Origin of the sequence: Natronorubrum marinum, assembly GCF_052040125.1 — an archaeon.
In the GTDB taxonomy this organism is placed as follows: Archaea; Halobacteriota; Halobacteria; order Halobacteriales; family Natrialbaceae; genus Natronorubrum.
In genome coordinates this window covers 1,279,159-1,301,403 of the sequence record NZ_JBPPFV010000002.1, presented here as the reverse complement: position 1 = coordinate 1,301,403, position 22,245 = coordinate 1,279,159, and the positions used below count along the sequence as shown (strand labels likewise).

The window sequence follows — 22,245 nt, the reverse complement described above, 5'->3', positions numbered from 1 at the left end:
CCGCCCCCGCTGGCTACTGTCCACCAGCCGCTGGACAGCGGTCAGTCGGCCGGCTCCACCGTCACCCGGTCGGAGTCGACCGTCACGGCCACGTCTTCGACCGTGAACTCGACGGTGCCCGGCGCTCGAGCGATGCCGCTGTGTGTCTCCGCGAAGAGCGCATCGAGCGCGTCGGGATCGATGTAGTCGTACAGTCGGGTACTGGTCGCTGCAACGTCTTCACCGTGGAACTCCGCCAGCGCCGTTGCAGTTGCGATACTCGGCGGTTCGGTCGTATCTCGCTCGTACCGGACGCGGCGTTTAAACTCGCATCCATGGGACTCGCTGATCCTTCGTTCCGTCATGTCTCTCCGTCACGTCTCCGTGACTTTCTATCCGAGTGGCCAACGGCGTCGCGTATATAATTACCGTCAGACTACGACGGGTGAGAATCGACTGACCGCGCCGAGATCTACCGAGGTCTTTCCTGTTAAATACATATCGGTCACGATCGGTCCGTGAGGAATCGGTCGACTTCCACCGCCGTCGGCGCGCTTCGGGCCCCCTCTCGACTCGCGGTGAGCGCGCCGCAGGCGTTCGCGTACTCGAGCGCCCGGTCGAAGCTCGCACCCTCGAGTCGTGACGCGATGAAGCCGGCCGCGAACGCGTCGCCCGCGCCCGCGGTGTCGGTGGCTTCGACGTCGAACCCGGGGTGAGTGTACGTACCGTCGGGGGTCCGAACCGCCGCGCCGTCGTCGCCGGACGTGATGGCGAGGATCTGGTCGTCCGATCGGTAGTCGGCGTCGTCGTCGAGCGCCGTCGCCTCGCGGTCGGTGACGAAGAGCACGTCGGCCGCCGCGAGCGTCTCGCCGTAGTCGCGGTCGCCCACCCGTCGACCGGGATCGAAACTGACGGTGACGCCGGCCGCCGAGGCGATGGTCGCGATGGCGTTAGCCGTGTCGGGACGTTGGCTCGTGAGGTGGACGTGGTCGACCGAGCGGATGCGCGATGCGTCGAGATCCGACGGTCGAACGGCCTCGTTGACGCCGTCGTTGCCGAGGATCGACACCTCGCCCGTATCGTCGACGAGCAGGTACTTGACGGCGGTATCGGCGTCCTCGACGACGCGGAGTCCCGACAGCGAGACGCCCGTTTCCTCGAGTTCGCGCCTGGCGAGCAGGCCGTTGTCGTCATCGCCGACGCTCCCGATCAGGCCCGTGTCGACCTCGAGTCCGGCGAGCGCGGCGGCGACGTTGGCGGCGCTGCCGCCGCCGGACTGGCGCTGTGAGCGGATCGTCGCCTCACCGTCGGGTTCGGGGAGTCGATCGACGCGCAAGGTGACGTCCCAGTTGACGTGTCCGGCGGTGAGTACGGTAGGAACCATGCGATGCTAGCGGGAAGACGGTGCCCCCCGAAAAAAATCTAGGTGACGATAAACTGCAGAACGTTGTGAGCGCCCGGGCCGAGTCCGACCGCGGCGACCAGTGCGAGAATCGTTCGCGCCTGCTGTGGCCGCTCCTCGACGTACTCTTTGAACAGCCCGACGATCACGAGCGCCAGGACGACTTTCACGAGAATGAACAGCCAGCCGGCGCCGACGTACTCGGCGGTCGGCAGGGACCCGCCGGCCTCGAGGAGTAGCTGCGAGAGCGGCACGTCTTCGCTCGCGCCGAGCACGTCGTAGCCGACGGCCGTCGAGACGCCGTCCAGGGTGTGCCCGAAGACGACGAGTGCCCCGGTGGCGCTCGTCGTCGTGGCGACGTCGGTGAACCAGAGGCTAAGCGCGATCCAGGCGACCGCGGTGACGACTCCGGCGATGACGACGCTAATGACGGGCCAGAACAGTTCGAACGTCCCCTCCTCCCAGCCGATGTTGAGGATGATCATCGTGAAGACGGTGAAGAACGCGGTTCCGACGACGCCGACGAATCGTTCGATCGTCGACTGCAGCCCGCCCGCATAGAGGAAGACCCCGACGATCCAGCTGGCGCCGGCGATGATCGCCGTCACGAGATAGACGGTCGGCGTCGCGAACAGCACGTCGAACTGGTCCGGAAACGCCTCGAGTCGGTGGAGGACGTGCAAGGCCGAGCCGAACAGCATCCACGGGACGAACGCCAGCACCGTCTGATCGGTCACCGGCGGCTCGAGCGCCCACAGCAGTGCGATGACCCCCGCCAGTACCACGAGAATCGGAACGAGGAGGTACCACGGCGGGAGCACGAACCCCTCGGGTAATACCATACGGGTAGTGGCACACACCAGCGACTAACACTTTCCGGTTGGCAACTATTCGATCGGACCAAACAATTCCGGTGCCGTGTCGCGTCTCGGTCTCGTCCGCCACCGCTCGTCGCTGACGGCGGTCGACGGCCGTCGTTCAGGGCGCCCAGGGCTCGCCGGTCGTCTCGCCGAACAGCTCTCGCATCAGGATAACGATGCTCTCCGGCGGGAACTGGCCACGCTCGGTGACGATCGCGTCGACGTACCGTGGCGGCGTGACGTCGAAGGCGGGGTTCTCGACGACGAGTCCGTCGTCGGCCTGCTCGCCGGCGATATCGGCCCGTTCCTCGTCGCTTACGACCTCGCGTTCGGCGCGCATCTCGATCTCGACGGTGTGGCCGGTCATCGTGTCCGGGTGGAGTTTGATCGTCTGGGCGGCGACCATCACCGGAACGCCGCGCTCGCGGGCGTTGACCGCCAGCCCGCTGGTCCCGACCTTGTTGATCACGCTGCCGTCGGCGGCGATGCTGTCCGCGCCGACCAGCACGTGATCCGCCCTGTCGAGATACCGACGGGCCGCGTTGTCGACGACCAGCGTCACCGGCACCCCCAACTCGCGTAACTGGCGCGCCGTGATGTGACCCTGCTTTCTGGGTCGGGTTTCTTTGACGATCGCTTCGATCTCCTTGCCGTCGTCGATGGCCGCCTCGAGGCAGGACAGGGCGTCCGTCGAGTGGCAGTGGGTCATCACCACGTCGCCGTCGCGCAACCGGTTCGAGCCGATCTCGCCGAGTTTCGACTGGGCCTGGGCCAGATCCACCTGGAACTCCTCGGCGCGGGCGATAGTCGACGCCCGCAGCTCCGAGACGGTGTCGCCGCTCATCCCGCGGAGGACGTACCGGAGCGCGTTCGGCAGACTCACCGCGGTCGGTCGGGTCTCGTAGAGCGTCTTCGCGGCGGCGCGAAGCTGGCGGCGAAACTCCCTCGGGTTCGCGGCCTCGGAGCGCTCGGCCTGTCTCGCGAGCGCCTCGGCGGCCGCGTCGGCGATGGTCGCCGCGCCGCGAATCTCCATCTCGGCGATGTCGGCGGCGGTCGCCGCGACGTCCGGATCGACGGCAGGCAGACTGTCGTCCATGCCAACTGGTTGCACTCGAGCGGCCAAAAGTGATCGGGCGGGTTTTTGACGGTCCGGCGACTGTCCCCCCGTATGGACCGCACCGAACTCGCGCCGATGATCGATCACACCGTCCTCGGCCCCGAGACCACGATGGCCGACGTTCGAACCGTCCTCGACGAGGCGAAGGAACACGGCATGAACGCCTGTATCCCGCCGTACGCCCTCGAGGAGGCCGACGACTACGCGCCCGACGTCACGCTCGCGACGGTGATCGGCTTCCCCCACGGGCAGAACGATCACGACGTGAAACGGCGGGAGGGCGTCCTCGCCTGGAAGGCAGGCGCCGACGAACTCGACGTCGTGATCAATATCGGTCGGCTGAAGGCGGGCGACGACGACGCCGTCAGAGCTGAGTTAGCCGAACTCGTCGCCGCGGTGCCGATTCCCGTCAAGGTGATCATCGAAACGGCGCTGTTGACTGACGGGGAGAAACGCCGCGCCTGCGAGGCCGCCGTCGCGGCCGACGCCTCGATGGTCAAGACCTCTACTGGCTTTGCGGATGGCGGGGCCACAGTAGCGGACGTCGAACTCATGAGCGAGTACCGCCCCGTCAAGGCCAGCGGCGGCGTCGGCAGCTACGACGAAGCGATGGCCATGCTCGAGGCCGGCGCCGAACGGATCGGGGCCTCGAGCGGGGTCGCCATTCTCGAGGGTGCGCCGGAGTAGGATCGAGTGCTCCGTCACCGGCCCAGACTGTTCTGAAACCTAGTTGTCGCCGATAATCCGATCGATCAGCTCGCTGTCGTCGCTGCCGAGCGCCGACCGAACCAGCAGGTGCCCCCCCAGCACCGAGGGGCTGATCACCGCGTTCGCGCCAGCGCGCTCGAGTTTCTCGGTGTTCTCGCGGTCGGTCGCGGCGGCGACGATTCGGGTCTCGGGTGCGAGGTTCCGTGCGGTGAGAATCGAGAGCGCGTCCTCGGCGTCGTGGTTCGTGGCGACCAGAATCGCGCTCGCGCGCTCGATCTTCGCCCGTCGGAGCGGATCCTCGTCGCTCGGATCCGCGGTGATCACCGGGATCTCTCGATCGGAGAGATCGGGTGCCACGTCCCGGTTGTTCGTCACGACGACGAAATCCCGGTCGCTGGCCGCGAGTTCGTCGACGATCGGTCCCGTCAGTTCGCCGTAGCCGAGGACGAGAATGTGGTCCTCGAGGAGTTCGAGCTGTGAGTCGGTCATCTTTCCGAGTGTTTTCGTAATCCGCGCCTGAATCGCCGGTCCGACCAGCGCCCCGACGGCGATACCGAAACTGGCCACGCCGAGGACGAGGACGGACATCGTGAACAGCAGTCCCTCCGTCGAGTCTGGATCCGGCGTGATATCGCCGTAGCCGACCGTACTCGAGGTAATCAGCGTGAAGTAGAAGGCGTCGAGGATGCTGTCGATGCCCTCGAAGTGATCCCGAAGGGCGTAGCCGCCGATGGTCCCGTACAGCTGCACGCCGAGTAGGGCCGAGCCAGCTGCGATCTCGGTCGTCCCGAGTTTGAGCGGCTTCCTGAACCGCTTTCGACTGACGAGGAGCACCGGCATCGAGACGAGCGAGAGGATGATCAACGGCAGCGAGTAGATGCTTGCCTGAAGGAGCCCCTGTGCCGCGGTCAACGGAAGGAGCAGGAACGTCGCCCACCAGCCGACGCGGAGTCCGCGACGCAACGCGAGCGCGCCGCCGACCATCATGAACCCCGTCAGCGCGCCGGTGAAGCCGGCCGTGTCCTGAACGGCTTCTGGGACGTACGGTGCGAGCGGACCGGAGACGACGTCGGTTCCGATGTTGACGATCGCGGTCGCAACCGAGAGCAGCGCGACGATCAGCGCGAGCGCGACGGCTGCCCGGGTCGAGAGGATCCGTCGCCAGTTGTCGGGCAGCCGATCTTGCCACGCTCGGACCTCTGCCATACCCACCGGTGTGCGGCGACGTTAGTTAACGGCTCCGTCTTCGGACGGTTTCATCGGACCTCGAGGAACGCTTCAGCCGCATCCTCGCCGTCGGCGTACAGCGACTCGACGAACTCGGGGCTGCGCTCGAGTTTCGTCCGCCAGCCCAGATCCGACCGTTCGAACCGGATCCGTTCGATCTCGGTGTGGGTGAACGTCTCGGGGAGGTAGCCCGCCTCGATCCAGTCGTTGACGTGCTCGAGAAAGCTCACCTCGGCGTTGAGCGACTTGTTCCCCGCGAGTTCGTTGCGCCGGTCGGCGATGCCGTCGGACGATTTCGGCACGCGGTCGCGCCGCTCCGGGTTGATCTCGACGACCCAGATCTCGTCGGGATCCGTCGTCTCGCGGTTCGTCACGAAGTCCTTGACCGGCGGATTCTTCGAGAACAGGCCGTCCCAGTAGTAGCTGCCGTCGACCTCGACGGCCGTGAAAGCGTACGGAATCGCGGCCGACGCCAGGATCGCCTCCGGTGAGAGCTCGTCCTCGCGGAAGAGCGCGAACTCGCCGGTCAGCACGTCGATCGCACTGATCAACAGCGCCGGCTCCGTCCCGTCCAGCAGCCGCGGAATCGCCTCGAAGTCGACGTGGCGCTCGAGCAGGTCCAGAAACTCCCGCTTCCCCCAGGAGGCGGCCGGGGAGTGGTACGGGCTGACGTCGGGGAGCGGAACGCCCATCCGTTCGAGTTGGCTGGTCCAGCGGATCGCGCCGTTGGCCGCGCGGTCGATCGGCCCTTCGGCCGCCAGATCGGCCCAGTAGTCGGCGAGCAAGTTGCCCGGTTCGCAATCGGGGTGTTCGCGGCCGTACCACGCGAGCAGCGCGCAGACGGCGCCGCCGGAGGTGCCGCTGAAGCCGACGATATCGATCTCGCGCTCGAGGGCGGGGTCGCTCAGCAGACGATCGAGGACGCCGGCGGTGAAGGCGGTGTGGCTGCCACCCCCCTGACAGGCGATGGCGACGGACGTCGAGTCGGAATTCGCGCTCATTTCGCGGCTGTTCTGCGTCCGTCGCCAAGTTCGTTCGGCCTGATATCGGTCGCTTGTGGCGGTGGAGTCCAGTGACGAGTCACTGCGGTCGCACTCGAGCCGAAAACGCGCTCTCGGCGTCGATACGCCTCCAACACGCATCCGGTGTCGGTACGCCTTTATCGCTCCCGGGCCTGTCGCCACCAATGACGCTTCCGGTCGAAGTCCTGCTCGGGCTCTATCTCGGCCTCCTGACGGGAATCGTTCCCGCCTTCGTCGCCGGCTCGCTCGGCTTTCTCGTGCGCTACTTTACCGGCGTCACGCTGCCGGGGTTCGGTGTCGTCGTCCTCGCGCTTTCGATCGCCAGCGTGCAGGGGGGCCTGCTGGGTCTCGTCGAACCGACCATCGCGCAGTCGCCGCGGCTGTTGGTGGCCGTCCTCGTCGTCCTCATGCTCGCGCTCTACGCGCACAATCAGGGCGACAAACTCGGTTCCGAACTCCCGCGTCGGCTCTCCTTTGCCTCGCTCCGCCAGCGCACGCTCTCGGCCGACGTCGTCGAACTCGTCGGAACGATGGGGCAGGTTACGGTCCGTCCCGCCGGCGAAATCCGCAACATGGAGGGCTATCCGCCCCTGCCGCCCGTGCTCAGCCAGACGTTGAAGAACGGCTCGTGGAAGCTTCCCGCGGACATCCCGCTCTCGGAACTCGAGATCCGCCTCGAGGAACGTCTGCGGACGGATCACGACCTGGCCGATATCGACGTGACGATCGACGAACAGGCCCGCGCGACGATCGTCGCAGCACCGCCGTCGGGCGGCCTCTCGCGGCGCGTTCCGGATGGACAGCGCGCCGTCTCGCTCGCGACGCTGGTTCCGACGGGACTGGCCCGCGGGGACGAAGTGATCGTCCGCGCCGGCGAGCGAACGATTTCCGGATCGGTCCTGAGCGCCCGGACGGAGATCGACGAGGAACACGCCGAGGCCGCCGACGACGACGGGTCCGAAACGCCGGTCACCGACGGCGGGGAGGAAGCGACCGACTCCGACCTCCCGGCGGGTCCGACCACCGCGAGCGCCGGCGGCGTCGGGCGCGTTACCGTCGCCGTCGCCCGTCGAGACACCAAAGCGCTGCTCGAGACCGAGTCGCCGCGGATCCGGGTTCGCTCGCGCGGAACCAGCCGCGAGTTCGAGGCGTTCGCGCTGGTTAGGCGGGCCGGATACGTGATCCGTCGCATCACCGTCGGCGCGACCGGCGCCACTGACGAGGCCGTTTCGTCGACGGACGTGACCGTGCTCGCCGTTCGCCGACAGGGGAGCGAGACGAGCGGTCGTCGCCACGGCTGGGTATTTGGACCCGGAATCGAACGGCGACTCGAGGCCGGCGACGAGGTGTTCGTCGCGGGGCCCGAAGCGCCGACCGAGGCGTTCGCGGAGGCGATCGCCAGATGAGTGCCACGCTCGTCGATTCCGTCGTCGCCCAGATGATCACCGCGGAGACGCTGCTGGACGTCGTCGTTCGAATCCTCGGATTCGGACTGCTCGCCGCCGGCACGGCCGCGAGCGCGGCGTTCGTCTTCCGCTGGTACAGCGCCGACGAGATTCCGGAGGGGGTCGGAATCCTGCTCGGCGTCTCGATGGTCGCGATCTGGCTCAACACGAAGACGGCGCTTCAGGACGCGATCATCGGCGATACGGGATTGCTCGAGCCGAGCACCGCGGTCTACACCGTCGCGGCGTTCGTCGCGAGCGCGATCGCCGCCGACGCCGGTCGGCGACTGGGCGATCACCTCTCACAGAACGTGTTCTCGATGACCGCGCCGCGGACGATGACCGAGGTCGGCCAACTCGTTCGGTCGGCCGGTCGCGTCGTCTCCGTCGAACTCCCGGAAACGATCGAGGACGTCGACGGCTACGATCCCGTCGACGCGTCGACGAAGGCGGAACTCGCGGGCCAGACGTTCCTTCTCCCGCGACGACTCACCACCGATCGACTCCGTGAGCGGCTGATCGCCCGTCTCGAACGCGATTACGGGATCGGCCACGTCGACGTCGAGTTCGCCGATGACGGCACGATCGACTACCTCGGACTCGGCAGTCGGCCGGCCGGAATCGGGCCGACGCTCGCGCCGGGCAGCGTCGCCGTCGCGATCCGGGGCGACCCCGCACCCGACGCCAGCCCGGGCGACGCGGTCCGCATCTGGCGACGCGAGGGCGACTCGCTGCGACGGGTGACCGGCGGCGAACTCCGCGGCGTGGTCGACGATATCGCGACCGTCGCCATCGACGCCGACGACGCGCGGGCGCTCGAGTCCGACGCCGCCCACCGACTCGTGACGCTTCCCCGGAGTCCGGGCGCGGAGCGCGACCTCGTCTCCCTCCTGCGGGCGGCCGACGAGACGGTGACCACGCTGCCCGTCGCGGCCGGCGACGGACTCGAGGGGGCGACCGTCGGCTCGCTCCCGGTGCTCGTCGTCGCCGTCGAGCGCGGCGAATCGGCGTCCGACGCCGACGACCACCTCGCGTTACCCGACGCGGAGACCCGACTCGAGGCCGGGGACACGGCGTACGTGCTGGGCCGTCCGGAGGCGCTGCGACGGGTGTCCGAACTGGAGCGGGAGTCGGGGATCGACTCGACGGCTCGTTCCGACGGGGAGTCGGTGCCGGAGTCACCGGCGAACCGGACGCGGGAGCGGTAGCTACTTGCCGTCGGCACCGATATCGCCACGTATGCCCACGGAGTGGAAGCTGTTCGCCGACCTCGCGGAGCGCGCAGGCGACAAACACGTCACCGTCGACGCGTCGGCCGGCGACACCGTCGGAGACGCCCTCGAGGAACTCGTCGCGGACCGATCCGAGCTCGAGGCGCGCGTCCTGGAGGACGGCGAGTTGCGATCCCAGATCAACGTGCTTCGCAACGGAACGAACGTCTTAGTCGAGGAGGAGGGTCTCGAGACGGTACTCGAGGACGGAGACGAACTGGCGCTGTTTCCGCCGGTTAGCGGCGGATAACACCCTGCCGCGCCGCGGTTTGTTCAATCCGGCTCACTCGGTTCCGTCGGAGTCGGCTGCGGAACCGACTTCGACCGCCACGCCGTTCGGTTCGTAGGCGTTCGCGGCGTACCCGCCCTCGTTCCAAGGATACTCGTCGTTCTCGAGGGCCTTGCGCCAGGCGTCGGGCGCGGAAATGGTCGCCGGCTGTCGTCGCTCGAGTTCGTCGGTCGCACGCGACACGAGCGAGTGGCGTCCGGGCTCGGCGTTCCAGTCGTACCGAAACAGCCGCCACGCGCCGGCGTAGTCGGGGCCGAACAACTCCGCGTCGTCCCACGTTTCGCCGCCGTCGGCCGAGACCTCTACGCGGTCGACCGCGTCGTCGCCCGCCCAGGCGACACCCCGAATTTCGACCGTTCCGTCCGCTTTCGGCGTCGCGGGTGACTCGCCGTCCGGCGTCCCGATCACCGACATCACGTTCGCGTCGAACGTGTAGGGATGGTCGACCCCGCCCTCGAGTTGCTCCCAGGTATCGACCGCCTCGATCGTCTCGTTCGTCGCGGGATCGGTCTCTCGAGGGTGGATCCGGTAGGCCTCCTGCTGCCAGTAGGCGTGCTCGCCCGGACGGTCGAGCGAGCCCTGTACCACCATCGCGTCCGCGACTCGGAGCTCTTCGACCCACTTGACGTTGTTGACGCCGTACCAGCCGGGAACGATCAACCGAACCGGATAGCCGTGCTCCCGCGGGAGCTCCTCGCCGTTCATCTCGTAGGCGAGGACGCAGTCGTCGATCGCTTTCTCGAGCGGGATCGACCGCGCGAAGACGTCGTCCCCGTCGGCGGGATCCCCGCCGACCGCGGTCAGCCACGTTCCCTCCGCGGACTCCACGCCGTGATCGCGAAGGATCGACTCGAGCGGCGCGCCGGTCCATATCGCGGTGGCGGCGGCCTCGAACCCCCACTGGACGCTTCCCGTTTCGGGGTCGTGTTGCCCGCGGCCGTTCCCCGCACACTCCATCGTGTGGGCGACCGCGACGGCGGGGTACCGGTCTTCGATTTCGCCTATCGAAAGCTCCGCCTCGACCCGTCCGGTGAGCGAGACGGTCCACGCGTCGGCGTCGCCGTCCGGGATATCGTTCCGGTGGCAGACGAAGTGCTCCTCGACGGGCGTCAACCAGTTCGCGAAGGTTTCCCGCGCGGCTGCACCGACGACCGTGTACTTGTCCGCCTCGTCTCGTACCGGTTTCACGCCGCCGTCTTTCGCGTCCACTATCGCCTCGATCTCGTCGTGGCGGCCCTCCCGCGGGGTTTCGACGACCATTTCGCCGTCATCCACGCTAGCACGCACTAAGTAGTGGTACCCCATCCGTCAGTACCGCTGAACGATTCGCACCTCGGAATGACTTCAAAAACGCAAGTGGATCGATGATCGACCTCCCGAAGTGACTGAAGCCGACGGTTCGCCGGGCCGTCAGTCGGCGGTCAGATCGATCCCGAGCACGAAATCCGGCTCCTCGGAGATTCCTGCACCGGCGTAGGGGACGTCACAGACGTACCGGGCGGTTTCGGGGATCAGGACGCGGATCTCGTCGGCCCCGCAGTCGGCGGCGTCTCGAGCGATCGCCGCGAACAACGAGCGGGCGGCGTCGACGTCCTCCCACGCGCCGACGCCGTACTCGGCCCACGTCTCGGTTTCGGGTTCGGCGTCGCTCCCGCTCGAACTGTCCTCGTCATCGTTCCCCACGGTTCGCTCGTACGTTCGGCTCCGGTAGGCCGCCCCCGCGAGTCCGTCGTCGCCCGCGACGGCGAACACTGCCGACTCGTCGGCGAAGCGCTCGAAGTCCTCGCGCGTGAGTTCGCGGACGGCCCACGACTCCTCGGGATCAAGACCGAGCCCTGCCAGGTGCTCGCGAGCGTCGCTGTGGGTCCAGTAGCGCCAGGCGGCCGTCGGATCGCTCGAGACGTGATACGGTCCCTCGGCATCGGGATCCGGATCGGGGTGGGCGAATCGGAACTCCGTGATCGGCTCGTAGCCGCTCGAGCGGGCGGCCCCGATCGAGACCGCGTTCCACGAGAAGATCATGATCCGACCGACCGTCGCCCCGCGTTCGCGAGCCCACTCGAAGCAGGCCTTGGTCAGCCGCTGGCTCACGCCCTGTCGCCGGTGGTCGGCCGAGACGCGCATCCCCTGAAACCAGGCCTCGTCGGGGGTGAGCATGACGGCCTGGACGATGCCTGCGGCCTCGCCATCGACCGTTGCGAGGAACGTTTTCCTGTCCTCGTCGCCGTCGTCCTCGAGCCACTCGTGGTAGACCTTCGGGATGTAGTCGCCGCCGCGATCCGGCCAGATGTCGCTCGTAAAGTCGACCACGGCCTCGTAGTCGTCGTGGGTCGCCCGGCGGATCTCGACCGGCGTTTCGGTCTCCAGATTGGGAACCATGGTTCGGTGAACGCACCTGAGGAAGTCACGCGGGAAAGCGTTTTTCAGACGGACACAGCGTGCCGTGAAATCGCATACCGGCGACGGGACGGAGCGTCCGCCTTGAGCCGCTGTCGGGACGGTCGATTTCGCGGCTACTCCCAGGGAACCGACCGCTCCTGAATCTCGCCGGCCAGCGAGGTTCCCATCGCCTCTTCGACGTCCTCGCTGTGCTCGAGCGTCCACATCAGTTTTACCTTCGCCGTTCCAGGCAGGGTGTCGCCGGCCTCGACGACGCCGGCCTCGAGCAGGTCCCGACCCGTGTCGTAGACTCGGTCACAGACTCGGCCCTCGAGACACTGGCTCGTCATCACGACCGTCGTCCCGTCTTCGATCAACTCCTCGATACGCGGGATCAGGTCGGTGTGGACGTGGCCGAGCCCGGTGCCTTCGATAACCAAGCCCGCCGCCCCTTCGACGACGTCGAGGAAGGCGGGGTCCATCCCAGGCGTGAATTTGACCAACTCGACGTCGCTCTCGAGGGTCTCGGCGAGTTCCAGTTCGACTTCATCGCGTTCCTGATACTCGCGGCGGAACGTGACTGCCTCCGTCTCGTACTCGACCTCGCCCAGCGGCTCCGCGCCGACGGTCTCGAAGGCGTCGCGACGCGAGGTGTGGTTTTTGCGAACGCGCGTCCCGCGATGCAGCGCACAGACGTCGTCGCTCTCGGAGCCGTGCATGCAGACCAGCACTTCCGCGCAGTCGCTCTTAGCCGTCTCGACGGCGGAAACGGCGTTCATCACGTTGTCCGAGGAGGGCCGATCGGCCGAGCGCTGGCTCCCCGTGAAGACGATCGGGACGGGCGTCTCGAGCATAAAGGCGAGCGCCGAGGCGGAGTACTGCATCGTGTCGGTACCGTGCATGACGACGACCCCGTCGGCGCCGGCTTCGATCTCCTCGGAGACGGCTCGCGCGAGGTCCTGCCAGAGCGGCGGCTCCATGTTCTCCGAGAGGATGTTGGCGACGACTCTCCCGCGGTAGTTCGCGCGACCGGCGAGATCCGGCACCGCGCGCAGGACGTCCTCGGCGTCGAACTGCGCCGTCACGGCACCCGTGCGGTAGTCGACCGTCGACGCGATGGTGCCGCCCGTCGAGATCAGCGAGATGGTCGGCAGGTCGTCGTCGAACTCGATCTCGGAGACGCTCTCCTCCTCACCCGCGGTGTCGCCGTCGATCTCGTAGACGTCCTCTTCGAGCAGTTCGACGTCGGCGCCGTCACGGTCGACGCCGACGTTGTAGCCGCCCTCGAGTTTGACGACGAGGTGGTCGTCGGTACTCGAGGGGAGCAACACGCCTTCGTACGTGCGATCCGCGCGGTCGACGCGAACGCGATCGCCTGGGTTCATGTGGTGGCGTTGCGCGGGGTCGGACTTGAAGGCACGCTTTCGGCGCGCCCGCGACCGTCCGCGCCACCCGCGTCGTCCGCGATACGTATGTCCGCTCGCGCCGTACCACTCCCGTGCGACGACGCGATCTGCTCGGTTCGGTCGGCACGGCCCCGCTCTTGAGTTCGATCAGCGGCTGCGCCGGGCCGACAACTGACGAACGACGGCGGATTCTCGGCGCGTATCCGGGCGAAAGCGCCGCGTCCCCGGAGCAGTTTCGCCCCTTCGAGCGGTGGCTCGAGACCCGTTTCGGCGTGCTCACGCTGTACGTGAACGCGGACGACGACGAGCGCGTGCGCCGGCAGTTTCTCTCCGGGATGACCGACGTCTGGCAAACGGGTCACGTACCGATGGTGACCTGGCTCTCCTACACCGGCTCGGAGACCGACACGCCGTCGACGATCACGCGGCAGGTTCGGGACGGCGCGTACGACGGCGTCCTCGAGTGGTGGGTAGACGAACTCGCGGCGTGGTTAGCGACCGACGATCCGGCCATCGACGGGCCGCGGCGGCTCTACTTCAGACCGTTTCCGGAGATGAACGGGGACTGGCTCCCCTGGAGCGTCCTCGAGGATGGCGACGCCGAGGCCTTCGTCGACGCCTGGCGGTACGTCTACGAGCGGCTGATGGACGCGGTCGACGCCGCCGACGCGATCGGTGCGGACGACCCTCGGAATCGAGTGCAGTGGCTCTGGAACCCGAACGCGACGGAACACGGGCAGGTGCCCACGGAGGCGAGCTACCCCGGCGACGAGTACGTCGACTGGGTCGGCATCGACGGCTACAACTTCGGCGACAGCCCGATGGGTGAGGGTTGGCAGTCGCCGGACTCGGTCTTCGAGCCGATGCGAACCAGACTCGCCAATCTCACCGACAGACCTCTGTCGATTCCCGAGTTCGGAACGACCTCGAATCGAGACGGCGACCACGATGTCCAGGCTAAACGCGAGTGGATCGAGGACGTTTTCGACTACATCGAGGCGAACGACGTCCGAATGGCGTGTTGGTTCAACATCGATAAGGAAACCGACTGGGCCGTGTTCGGCGGCGCTCGCGGGACGGAAACCGTCGAAGACCCGCGGGACGGTGAGCGGTATCGGGTCTACGATGCCTTTCGCGAACGGGTGCAACGCGGCGACTACGTGGGCGGGAGCACGCGGCGACCCGGCGTGCTCTCGGACGCGCAGTTTCGGGGCGAGTTTTAGCCTCTTCGCGTCCGGCAATGATCGCACTTGCGATCGCCGTCGATACTCGAGTTACCGGCTCGTTGAGGAGGCCTCGAGCGCGGATCCCGTCGTCCGCTGGGGTGGTCTGCCCCGATCCGTCGGGCTTTTGGCCGTTCGGATCGGACGAGCGTATAGCAACGAATGGCCCGGTACCACATCGAGACGTACGGCTGTACGTCCAACCGCGGGGAGAGCCGCGAGATCGAGCGACGGCTCCGCGATGCGGGCCACTATCGGGTTGAGGGGGCCGACGAGGCCGACGTCGCCATCCTGAACACCTGTACCGTCGTCGAGAAGACCGAGCGGAACATGCTCCGCCGCGCCGAGGAGTTAGCCGACGAGACCGCGGACCTGTTCATCACGGGCTGTATGGCGCTCGCCCAGGGCGAGGAGTTCGCGAAGGCCGACGTCGACGGCCAGGTGCTCCACTGGGACGAGGTGCCCGAGGCGGTCACGAACGGCGAGTGTCCGACGACGACGCCCGACGCCGAACCCATTCTGGACGGCGTCGTCGGCATCCTGCCCATCGCGCGGGGCTGTATGTCCGATTGCTCGTACTGCATCACCAAGCACGCGACGGGGAAGATCGAGTCGCCGTCGATCGAGGAGAACGTCGAAAAAGCTCGCGCACTGATCCACGCCGGCGCGAAGGAGATCCGAATCACGGGCCAGGACACCGGCGTCTACGGCTGGGACGAGGGCGAGCGCAAACTGCACCGCCTGCTCGAGCAGATCTGCGAGCTCGAGGGCGAGTTCCGCGTCCGCGTGGGGATGGCCAACCCGAAGGGCGTCCACGGCATCCGCGAGGAGTTAGCGGACGTCTTCGCGGAATACGACGAACTCTACGACTTCCTCCACGCGCCGGTGCAGTCCGGCAGCGACGACGTGCTCGGCGACATGCGCCGCCAGCACCAGGTGAGCGAGTATCTCGAGGTCATCGACGCCTTCGACGCGGCGCTTCCCTACTGGACGCTCTCGACGGACTTCATCGTCGGCTTCCCGACCGAGACGGACCACGACCACGCGCAGTCGATGGCCCTGTTGCGCGAGACGCGCCCCGAAAAAGTCAACGTCACCCGCTTCTCGAAGCGGCCGGGCACCGACGCCGCCGAGATGAAGGGTCTCGGCGGAACGCTCAAGAAGGAGCGTTCGAAGGAGATGAGCGCGGCGAAACGCGAGATCGTCGGCGAGGCCTACGCCGACATGGTCGGCGAGACGCGCGAGGACGTACTGGTCGTCGAGGAGGGCACCGCCGACTCGGTGAAGTGCCGGGATTCGGCGTACCGACAGATCATCGTCCAACACGCGAGCGAGCACGGCCTCGAGCCCGGCGACTTCGTCGACCTCGAGGTGACGGCCCACGAGACGATGTACGCGTTCGGAAATCCGGTATAGGGCGGTTTACGATTTGATTTGCTCAGAGTTCGTCGATAGCCGCTTCGATCTCCTCGCGCGGCAGCGGCGAGATCCAGTCGTCCGCCACGAACGCGTACTGGACCTCCCGGTCGGCGTCGAGGACGAACGCGGATCGCCACGGCGTCGAGACGTTGGCCATGTGGTCGCGGTCGGCGAGCAGGTCGAGCGACTCGCTCACCGCGCCGTCGACGTCCGCGAAGAAGCGGAACGCGGGCTCGTCCAGCCAGCGCAGGAACTCGTTTTGCGCGTAGGGGCCGTCGCGACTGACGCCCAGCACCGAGACGTCCTCGAACTCGCCCCAGCCCGCGCGGACGAACTGCTTCCACCAGTTCTGTGCGATCGCGCTGAACGCGAAGCCGGTACAGATCAGGACCCCGCCCCGCTCTCCGAGCGCCTCGGAGAGCGCCGTCGAGCGGAACGTCTCGCCGTCACACAGCAGTGCCTCGAACGCCGGAACGGTGTCGCCCTCGGTCGGTGGCATACCCGGTCTCCCCCGCGAAGCGACAAAAACCTCCGTTCCCCGGCAGAACCCCCACCGACGCGCGTTGGCACTTTCGCGGACGCGTCGGCACCCACGCTTTTGTCGACCCGAGCCGAAAGTGGGGATATGGTAACCCTGTATCAGCTCGAGGGCTGTCCGTACTGCGAACTCGTCGCCGACCGCCTCGACGAACTCGAGGTTGACTACGAGAGCGTCTGGACCGAAGGGCTGCATTCGAAGCGAAACGAGGTCAAACGCATTTCGGGTCAGCGGCAGGTACCGGTGATCGTCGACGACGACCGCGGTGTTACGATGGCTGAATCCGAACACATTCTCGACTACCTCGAGGCGAACTACGCCTGACGGCGTCGCTACTTCGTCGCTCGATATCGACGCGAGTGACGCTTGATTACGTCGCCGTCCCCGCTACTCCTCCTCGAGACCGTGGGGGTCGAGCCCGGGGTCCTCGACGGCGGGGGCCCCGATCGCGAGGACGACGCCCTGCTCGTCGCCGACGTTGCGATGGCCGTGGCCGATCTCCGGGCGCGCCATCCAGAACGTCCCCGGCCCGGCGTCGACGTACTCCTCCTCGCCGGAGCGGCCGAGTTTTACGGAGAACTCGCCCTCGAGGACGTAGTAGAGCTCCTCTTGCTCGCTGTGGGCGTGATACTGGATCTCCTCGCCGGGCTCGAAGTACCAGAGCTTGAGCTGGACGTGCTCGGTGGGGAGCACCTCGTCTAACGCCCGGATCTGGAGGTCCGGCGGCACTTCGTCGATCTCCGAGAGATCCGTCTTCGGTACGTCGTCGGTGTGGACGACCTCGTACTCCATGACGCTCGATAGCACGCGACAGCGCCGCAAAAACGTATGGTCGACCGGGCTATCGTGCCGGTAGTTGCCAGCGCGCGGGCGCTCGTCAGCCGATCCGCGCTCGTCACTCGAACCTGATCGCTACGTCCTCGTCGTCCCGGACGACGGCCCCCTCCTGTTCGGCGAACGCCTCGCGGACGCGGTCGTACGTCTCCTCGAGCGCTTCGACGATCACCGACGTATCACTGAGGACGGGCATGAAGTTGGTGTCACCCTCCCAGCGCGGGACGACGTGCGTATGCAGGTGGTCGTCGATGGAGCCGCCGGCCCCGTCACCGAGGTTCAAGCCGGCGTTGAAGCCGTTTGGCTCGAGGGCGACCTCGAGGGCGTCGAACGTTCGCTGTTTCAAGCGGGCGTGATCGAGCAGTTGCTCGTCGGTGAGGTCTCGGTAGTCTCCCGTGTGCGTTCGTGGAATTACCATCGCGTGGCCCGGGTTGTACGGGTAGTTGTTCAGCATGACGAAGGCGTGCTCGCTCCGTGCGAGCAGCAAATTCTCGCGATCAGCGGTTTGCTCCGGTAGCTCACAGAAGACGCAGTCGTCGATATCGGGGTTCTTGTCCTCGCGTTTGATCCACTCGATCCGCCACGGTGCGAACACCTGCTCCATACCGGTCACCACTCGAGACGGCCCTAAAGCGTTTCACTCCCGTCCCCGGTCCGAGCCCCGTCGTAAACGGTCCTTGTAACACTCCAATCAGTGACTGTAGCTCGAGGACGAATCTCAGGGAACCATGTATGAACGGTAATAAACGCTCTCGTGGCTGGAGAGTGGATTTAGCGAGGTTTCGTCCAGTTGTTCGACTCAGCGCTCGAAATGAAACAGGGATTTAAGACCGTACTGACGAAAGGAGTCCGCTAATGGCAACGACTGACGACTCCGTCAACGGGATGACCGAGCACTGCGACGACTGCGATCTGGACACGCTCCACGAGGTGTCCGTCCAGATTCGAACCGAGAGCCTCAAGAAAGAGAACGCCCAGTTCTCCCGCGAACCCTACCGCGTGGCCGAGTGCCAGCGTTGTGGCAACCGGACGAGCCAGCGGATGAACAACGCCTGAACGCGAGACTCGATTCGCACGCAGCACGGACGGGGCGGATTCTCGATACCGCGCTCTCGCTCTCTCGACGCCTGGCGCTGTTCACGGCTGACGCTCACCCGCTTTCGAACTACTGTAATTCCTGACGCTCGAGAATTACCGATCTTCGCGCCCGTCTATTCCGTGGTCACTTCGCAGCCGTCTTCGGTGATGATGACCGTGTGCTCTTTCTGGCTGACGAGGAAGCCGTCGTCCTCCTTGAGCACCGGGTAGCCGTGGACGATGTTGTTGCGCTTGAGCCGACGCAGCGCCATCTCGGCGCGGTCGGTCTCGAGCCACCGGGTCGCAAAGGGCAGCGTGCGGAACTCCTCGGTGATCTGCTCGAGCGCGTCGCGGGCCTGCCGGTTTCTGACCGATCCCTCGCGCTCGAGCGAGAAAATCTCCTCGCTAGCGCCTTCGGTGACCTTGCCGCCGCCGTCGGTCGCGAACGGCTCGATCGCGACGACGTCGCCGACCTCGAGCGTCGTCCCCTGCGAGACGGAACGGTTCGGGATGTTGGGGCTGGTGTGTTGTTCCCAGTGGCCCAGCCCGTGACCGGTGAGGTTGACGACCGGGTTGTAGCCGTAGCCGGTGATGACGTCCTCGATCTCGGCACCGATGTCGCCGGTGTCGACGCCGGGTTCGATGATGTCGATCGCGGCCTCGAGGGCCTGCTCGGAGGCTTCGGCCAGTTCGGGGTTACCCGAGAGGTCGACGGTGATCGCGGTGTCGGCCAGCCAGCCATCGATGTGGACACCGATGTCGAGGTTGATCATCTCCTCGCCGAACGTCTCCTCGTCGTCGATCGACGGCGTCGCGTGGGCGGCCTCCTCGTCGATCGAGATGTTGACCGGAAACGCCGGTTTCCCGCCGAGTTCGCGGATTCGATCCTCGGCGTACTCGGCGACCTCGAGGTGGCTCGCGCCGACCTCGACGCGTTCGGCTGTCTCTGCGCGGACCTGGGAGAGGATTTCCCCCGCTTCGCGGTGCTTTTCGTACTTCTCGGACTCGAGGTCCACCTCGGATTCGGCCATGCACCGGGGTTGTACCGGTCGACAAAAAGAGGTTCCGTCTCCGGTCGACCCGCGCCGGAAGCGGCGCTCAGGCCGGTGACGTCGTCGAACGGTCGGTATCGACCCAGTCGCAGTCCGGACAGGCGTCGACGCCTTGCACGTTCGAGAGCCTCGAGGCGCATTCCGGGCAGTGCCGGGCCGCGTGGTATGGGGCTTCGAGCATCGAGTGCGACGAGGATCACGACGATATTAAAAGTACCTCACGTCAATCGTCGAAATATTCGGCTCGACTACCGTCGGTCGGCTCGAGCCGTCTGCATCGCGTCGCTGTTGTACGCCGAGCCGAGGGTCCCGTCGGAATCGATCGCGATGACGCCGGCTCTCGAGCCGGTGAGTTCGCCGAACTCCTCGATCGCGAGCGAGGTCGCCTCGTCGGCGTCACAGCCGCGCTCGACGTGGCGAGCGACCCGTCTCGAGAGCGTCACGCGGGCGATGTCTTCGCCGGCGCCGGTCGCGCTGACCGCTGCGGCAGGCGAACAGTAAAATCCCGAGCCGACCTGCGGAACGTCCCCGACGCGGCCGGCGAGCGCGAGCCACCGGCCGCCGGTGGAGGTTGCCGCCGCGAGGGAGTCGCCGTCGAACGCGACGGCGCCGACCGTGTCGTGATCCAGATCGTCCGCGGGTCGCTCCGGATCGCCGTTCGCTCGCGCGTCTTCGTCTCGGCCGTCCGGATCGGAATCGCCGTACCGATCGCGGATCCACCCGAGGTGGGCCTTCGTATCACCTGTGGGAGGCTCGAGGTCGCTCCACTTCTCGCGCGTGCGTTCCGACCAGAGGTCGACGCCCGTCTCGACCCCGAACGCGTCGGCCAGCGAGACGGCGTGATCGCCGGCGACGAAGCCGTGAGGCGTCTCCTCCATGACGACGCGGGCGACGCGCAGCGCGCGTTCGACGCCCGGCATCGAACAGGCGGCGCCGACGGATCGATCGTCGGTCATCAGCCCCGCGTCGGTTCGGATCTCGCCGTCGCTCTGGACTGCGCTGCCGACGCCGGCGTTGAACCGCGGATCGGACTCGAGAACCGCCACCGCCGCTTCGACCGCGTCGACGGGATCCGATTCCGCTGCACCGACGTCGGCGGCCCGCTCGAGAACGTCCTGTCTGGGTTCGGGCTCCTCGGGATCGCTCCCGGCTCCGCCGTGGACGAGTACCTGCATGCGTTCTCGAGCGAGCGCGGGGGAGGAGAGCGTTTCGTAATCGAGCGACGGAACGAAATCCAGCACACTTACGACAGCGGCCTGTGTACCGCTGACGACAATGACGCCAGTCGCGGTACTCGCCGCATTCTGTGCGACGATGGCTGCCATCGCCGTCTGGCGACTGGCGACCGACGACCGCCGGGACCGGGTCGACGTCGGCTCGGCGCTCACCGTCGTCGGAATCACCGTGTTGGCCGCCCTGTGGGCCGCACTCGAGGAAGGGGTGTTGACGGTCGCGGGACGGGGGGTGCTGGCCGTCGCCGGCGCCTGTCTCGTCGGCGCCGGCATCGCGATGATGGTCCGCTACTGGGACGAACCCCCGGAACCGAACTGCTCATAGCGTCCGGTCGTCACCTCCCACCGGAACGCGACTCACTGGACGACGAGCGCACGCGTCGCACCTCCGTCGCGATTCGATGGTTACCCCCGACCTTTCGTCGTCCGTCGATAGAAATGGTAGCCCTTTTACCCCCGTCGAAGAACCGTACAGACGAGATGAGCTACGACAAGATCGAGGTCCCGGAAGACGGGGAGAAGATCACGCTGAAGGACGGTACCGAGAACGAACTCGAGGTGCCTGACAACCCGATTATCCCGATTATCTACGGTGACGGTGTCGGCAGCGACGTCGGTCCTGCCGCACAGAAGGTGCTCGAAGCTGCTGCAGAAGCGACCGGCCGAGATATCAACTGGATGCGCGTCTACGCCGGCGAATCCGCCCGCGAGAAGTACGACGAGAACCTTCCCGACGAGACGGTCGAGGCCATCAAGGAACACCGCGTCGCGATCAAGGGCCCGCTGACGACGCCCGTCGGCGCCGGCTTCCGCTCGCTGAACGTCGGCCTGCGAAAGCTGCTCGACCTCTACGCGAACGTTCGACCGACCTACCACATGGACGGCGTGCCGTCGCCCGTCAAGAACCCCGGCGAGATGGACATGGTCACCTTCCGTGAGAACACGGAGGACGTCTACGCCGGCATCGAGTGGGAGGAAGGCACCGACGAAGTCCAGCAGGTCAAGGAGTTCGTCGAGGAGGACATGGGCTTCGACAACACCATCCACGACGGTCCCGTCGGCATCGGCATCAAGCCGATCACGGAGTTCGGAACGAAGCGACTCGTCCGCGAGGCCATCGACTACGCCCTCGAGAACGACCGCGACTCGGTCACGCTGGTCCACAAGGGCAACATCATGAAGTTCACCGAAGGCCAGTTCCGCGACTGGGGCTACGAGGTCGCCGAAGAGGAGTACGGTGACGAGGTCATCACCGAGGACACCCTCTGGGAGGAACAGGACGGCGAAGTCGACGACGACACGCTCGTCGTCAACGACCGCATCGCGGACAACATGCTCCAGCAGCTCCTGACGCGAACGGGCGACTACGACGTCATCGCGACGATGAACCTGAACGGGGACTACATGTCCGACGCCGCCGGCGCGCAGATCGGTGGCCTCGGCATCGCCCCCGGCGGAAACTTCGGCGAAGGTCGCATGCTCGCCGAACCCGTCCACGGCTCCGCGCCGAAGTACGAGGGCCAGGACAAGGTCAACCCGACCGCGATGATCCTCTCGGGTCGCATGATGCTCGAGTACATGGGCTGGAACGACGCCGCCGACCTCGTCGTCGACGCCGTCGAGGAGACCATCTCCTCCGGCAAGGTCACCTACGACCTCGAACGACAGCTCGAGGACGCCGAGAAGCTCGCAACGAGCGAGTACGCCGAGGAAGTCGTCGCGAATATCGAAAAACTCGCGTAAGCGAGTTTTTCGGACAGTCAAC

General features: G+C 66.6%; 25 protein-coding genes. 10 read left to right on the top strand and 15 right to left on the bottom strand.

Going from position 1 to position 22,245, the window contains the following annotated elements; translation table 11 throughout:
- Window positions 1-41 precede the first annotated feature (41 nt).
- The 4 genes from ACSFC5_RS16180 to ACSFC5_RS16165 form a co-directional block, all read right to left on the bottom strand.
- Window positions 42-344, bottom strand: coding sequence for a HalOD1 output domain-containing protein (locus ACSFC5_RS16180; RefSeq protein ID WP_440766264.1), 303 nt, complete (start codon window positions 342-344; stop codon window positions 42-44).
- Window positions 345-484: 140 nt separating this feature from the next.
- Complete coding sequence (locus ACSFC5_RS16175) at window positions 485-1,363, bottom strand: ATP-dependent ribose-1-phosphate kinase (RefSeq protein WP_440766263.1); 879 nt, start codon at window positions 1,361-1,363, stop codon at window positions 485-487.
- 38 nt (window positions 1,364-1,401) lie between these two features.
- Window positions 1,402-2,223: a DUF63 family protein gene (locus ACSFC5_RS16170; RefSeq protein WP_440766262.1), complete on the bottom strand. Its 822-nt coding sequence runs from the start codon at window positions 2,221-2,223 to the stop codon at window positions 1,402-1,404.
- A gap of 136 nt (window positions 2,224-2,359) precedes the next feature.
- Complete coding sequence (locus ACSFC5_RS16165; protein ID WP_440766261.1) at window positions 2,360-3,337, bottom strand: ribose 1,5-bisphosphate isomerase; 978 nt, start codon at window positions 3,335-3,337, stop codon at window positions 2,360-2,362.
- Between the two features lie 72 nt (window positions 3,338-3,409).
- Here ACSFC5_RS16165 and deoC point away from each other — a divergent pair, with 72 nt between their 5' ends.
- Window positions 3,410-4,045 carry a deoxyribose-phosphate aldolase gene (deoC, locus tag ACSFC5_RS16160; RefSeq protein ID WP_440766260.1) on the top strand — a complete coding sequence of 212 codons (636 nt, stop codon included), beginning with the start codon at window positions 3,410-3,412 and terminating at the stop codon, window positions 4,043-4,045.
- A gap of 39 nt (window positions 4,046-4,084) precedes the next feature.
- Here deoC and ACSFC5_RS16155 read toward each other — a convergent pair whose 3' ends face one another.
- Together ACSFC5_RS16155 and ACSFC5_RS16150 are read right to left on the bottom strand one after the other, a co-directional pair.
- Window positions 4,085-5,272: an NAD-binding protein gene (locus tag ACSFC5_RS16155; RefSeq protein ID WP_440766259.1), complete on the bottom strand. Its 1,188-nt coding sequence runs from the start codon at window positions 5,270-5,272 to the stop codon at window positions 4,085-4,087.
- Between the two features lie 50 nt (window positions 5,273-5,322).
- Complete coding sequence (locus ACSFC5_RS16150) at window positions 5,323-6,294, bottom strand: patatin-like phospholipase family protein (protein WP_440766258.1); 972 nt, start codon at window positions 6,292-6,294, stop codon at window positions 5,323-5,325.
- A gap of 185 nt (window positions 6,295-6,479) precedes the next feature.
- Between ACSFC5_RS16150 and ACSFC5_RS16145 the strand changes: the two genes are divergently transcribed.
- The 3 genes from ACSFC5_RS16145 to ACSFC5_RS16135 are packed head-to-tail and all read left to right on the top strand — an operon-like array spanning window position 6,480 to window position 9,281.
- On the top strand, window positions 6,480-7,721 hold the full coding sequence (locus tag ACSFC5_RS16145; RefSeq protein WP_440766257.1) for a DUF8167 domain-containing protein: 1,242 nt from the start codon (window positions 6,480-6,482) through the stop codon (window positions 7,719-7,721).
- On the top strand, window positions 7,718-8,968 hold the full coding sequence (locus ACSFC5_RS16140) for a DUF8167 domain-containing protein (protein ID WP_440766256.1): 1,251 nt from the start codon (window positions 7,718-7,720) through the stop codon (window positions 8,966-8,968). Before ACSFC5_RS16145 ends, ACSFC5_RS16140 begins: the two co-directional genes overlap by 4 nt.
- 31 nt (window positions 8,969-8,999) lie before the next feature.
- Window positions 9,000-9,281: a ubiquitin-like small modifier protein 1 gene (locus ACSFC5_RS16135; protein ID WP_440766255.1), complete on the top strand. Its 282-nt coding sequence runs from the start codon at window positions 9,000-9,002 to the stop codon at window positions 9,279-9,281.
- A 33-nt stretch (window positions 9,282-9,314) separates the two neighbouring features.
- On the opposite strand, the gene ACSFC5_RS16130 is transcribed toward ACSFC5_RS16135, so the two are convergent.
- From ACSFC5_RS16130 to gatD, 3 genes are all read right to left on the bottom strand, one after another.
- Window positions 9,315-10,580 (bottom strand): sulfite oxidase, encoded by a 1,266-nt coding sequence (locus ACSFC5_RS16130; protein ID WP_440766254.1) that lies wholly within the window; start codon window positions 10,578-10,580, stop codon window positions 9,315-9,317.
- Between the two features lie 150 nt (window positions 10,581-10,730).
- On the bottom strand, window positions 10,731-11,699 hold the full coding sequence (locus tag ACSFC5_RS16125) for a GNAT family N-acetyltransferase (RefSeq protein ID WP_440766253.1): 969 nt from the start codon (window positions 11,697-11,699) through the stop codon (window positions 10,731-10,733).
- A gap of 134 nt (window positions 11,700-11,833) precedes the next feature.
- Window positions 11,834-13,084, bottom strand: coding sequence for a Glu-tRNA(Gln) amidotransferase subunit GatD (gene gatD / locus ACSFC5_RS16120; protein WP_440766252.1), 1,251 nt, complete (start codon window positions 13,082-13,084; stop codon window positions 11,834-11,836).
- A 113-nt stretch (window positions 13,085-13,197) separates the two neighbouring features.
- Between gatD and ACSFC5_RS16115 the strand changes: the two genes are divergently transcribed.
- The gene (locus ACSFC5_RS16115) at window positions 13,198-14,328 is read left to right on the top strand and encodes a glycoside hydrolase family 26 protein (RefSeq protein WP_440766251.1); all 1,131 of its coding nucleotides are present in this window, start codon (window positions 13,198-13,200) and stop codon (window positions 14,326-14,328) included.
- A 162-nt stretch (window positions 14,329-14,490) separates the two neighbouring features.
- Entirely contained in the window at window positions 14,491-15,744 is a 1,254-nt protein-coding gene (locus ACSFC5_RS16110) for a tRNA (N(6)-L-threonylcarbamoyladenosine(37)-C(2))-methylthiotransferase (protein WP_440766250.1), read from the top strand.
- A 22-nt stretch (window positions 15,745-15,766) separates the two neighbouring features.
- Here ACSFC5_RS16110 and ACSFC5_RS16105 read toward each other — a convergent pair whose 3' ends face one another.
- Window positions 15,767-16,246 (bottom strand): redoxin domain-containing protein, encoded by a 480-nt coding sequence (locus ACSFC5_RS16105; RefSeq protein ID WP_440766249.1) that lies wholly within the window; start codon window positions 16,244-16,246, stop codon window positions 15,767-15,769.
- 126 nt (window positions 16,247-16,372) lie between these two features.
- Between ACSFC5_RS16105 and ACSFC5_RS16100 the strand changes: the two genes are divergently transcribed.
- Window positions 16,373-16,609, top strand: a complete 237-nt coding sequence (locus ACSFC5_RS16100) for a glutathione S-transferase N-terminal domain-containing protein (protein WP_440766248.1) — start codon at window positions 16,373-16,375, stop codon at window positions 16,607-16,609.
- Window positions 16,610-16,672: 63 nt separating this feature from the next.
- Here the strand turns inward: ACSFC5_RS16100 and ACSFC5_RS16095 are convergent, their stop codons facing one another.
- Together ACSFC5_RS16095 and ACSFC5_RS16090 are read right to left on the bottom strand one after the other, a co-directional pair.
- On the bottom strand, window positions 16,673-17,077 hold the full coding sequence (locus tag ACSFC5_RS16095; protein WP_440766247.1) for a cupin domain-containing protein: 405 nt from the start codon (window positions 17,075-17,077) through the stop codon (window positions 16,673-16,675).
- Between the two features lie 103 nt (window positions 17,078-17,180).
- Window positions 17,181-17,723, bottom strand: coding sequence for an HIT family protein (locus tag ACSFC5_RS16090; protein WP_440766246.1), 543 nt, complete (start codon window positions 17,721-17,723; stop codon window positions 17,181-17,183).
- A gap of 251 nt (window positions 17,724-17,974) precedes the next feature.
- Between ACSFC5_RS16090 and ACSFC5_RS16085 the strand changes: the two genes are divergently transcribed.
- On the top strand, window positions 17,975-18,175 hold the full coding sequence (locus ACSFC5_RS16085; RefSeq protein WP_006088794.1) for a DUF7835 family putative zinc beta-ribbon protein: 201 nt from the start codon (window positions 17,975-17,977) through the stop codon (window positions 18,173-18,175).
- A 155-nt stretch (window positions 18,176-18,330) separates the two neighbouring features.
- Here ACSFC5_RS16085 and map read toward each other — a convergent pair whose 3' ends face one another.
- The 3 genes from map to ACSFC5_RS16070 all read right to left on the bottom strand — a co-directional run bounded on the left by map (window position 18,331) and on the right by ACSFC5_RS16070 (window position 20,423).
- A complete protein-coding gene (map, locus tag ACSFC5_RS16080) occupies window positions 18,331-19,227 on the bottom strand; it encodes a type II methionyl aminopeptidase (protein ID WP_440766245.1) in 897 nt (298 codons plus the stop codon).
- A 67-nt stretch (window positions 19,228-19,294) separates the two neighbouring features.
- Complete coding sequence (locus ACSFC5_RS16075; RefSeq protein WP_440766244.1) at window positions 19,295-19,429, bottom strand: hypothetical protein; 135 nt, start codon at window positions 19,427-19,429, stop codon at window positions 19,295-19,297.
- A 67-nt stretch (window positions 19,430-19,496) separates the two neighbouring features.
- Window positions 19,497-20,423 (bottom strand): isoaspartyl peptidase/L-asparaginase, encoded by a 927-nt coding sequence (locus ACSFC5_RS16070; RefSeq protein ID WP_440766318.1) that lies wholly within the window; start codon window positions 20,421-20,423, stop codon window positions 19,497-19,499.
- 100 nt (window positions 20,424-20,523) lie between these two features.
- Here ACSFC5_RS16070 and ACSFC5_RS16065 point away from each other — a divergent pair, with 100 nt between their 5' ends.
- Together ACSFC5_RS16065 and icd are read left to right on the top strand one after the other, a co-directional pair.
- Window positions 20,524-20,805, top strand: a complete 282-nt coding sequence (locus ACSFC5_RS16065; RefSeq protein WP_440766243.1) for a hypothetical protein — start codon at window positions 20,524-20,526, stop codon at window positions 20,803-20,805.
- Between the two features lie 155 nt (window positions 20,806-20,960).
- Entirely contained in the window at window positions 20,961-22,223 is a 1,263-nt protein-coding gene (gene icd, locus ACSFC5_RS16060; RefSeq protein WP_440766242.1) for an isocitrate dehydrogenase (NADP(+)), read from the top strand.
- Window positions 22,224-22,245: the final 22 nt, after the last annotated feature.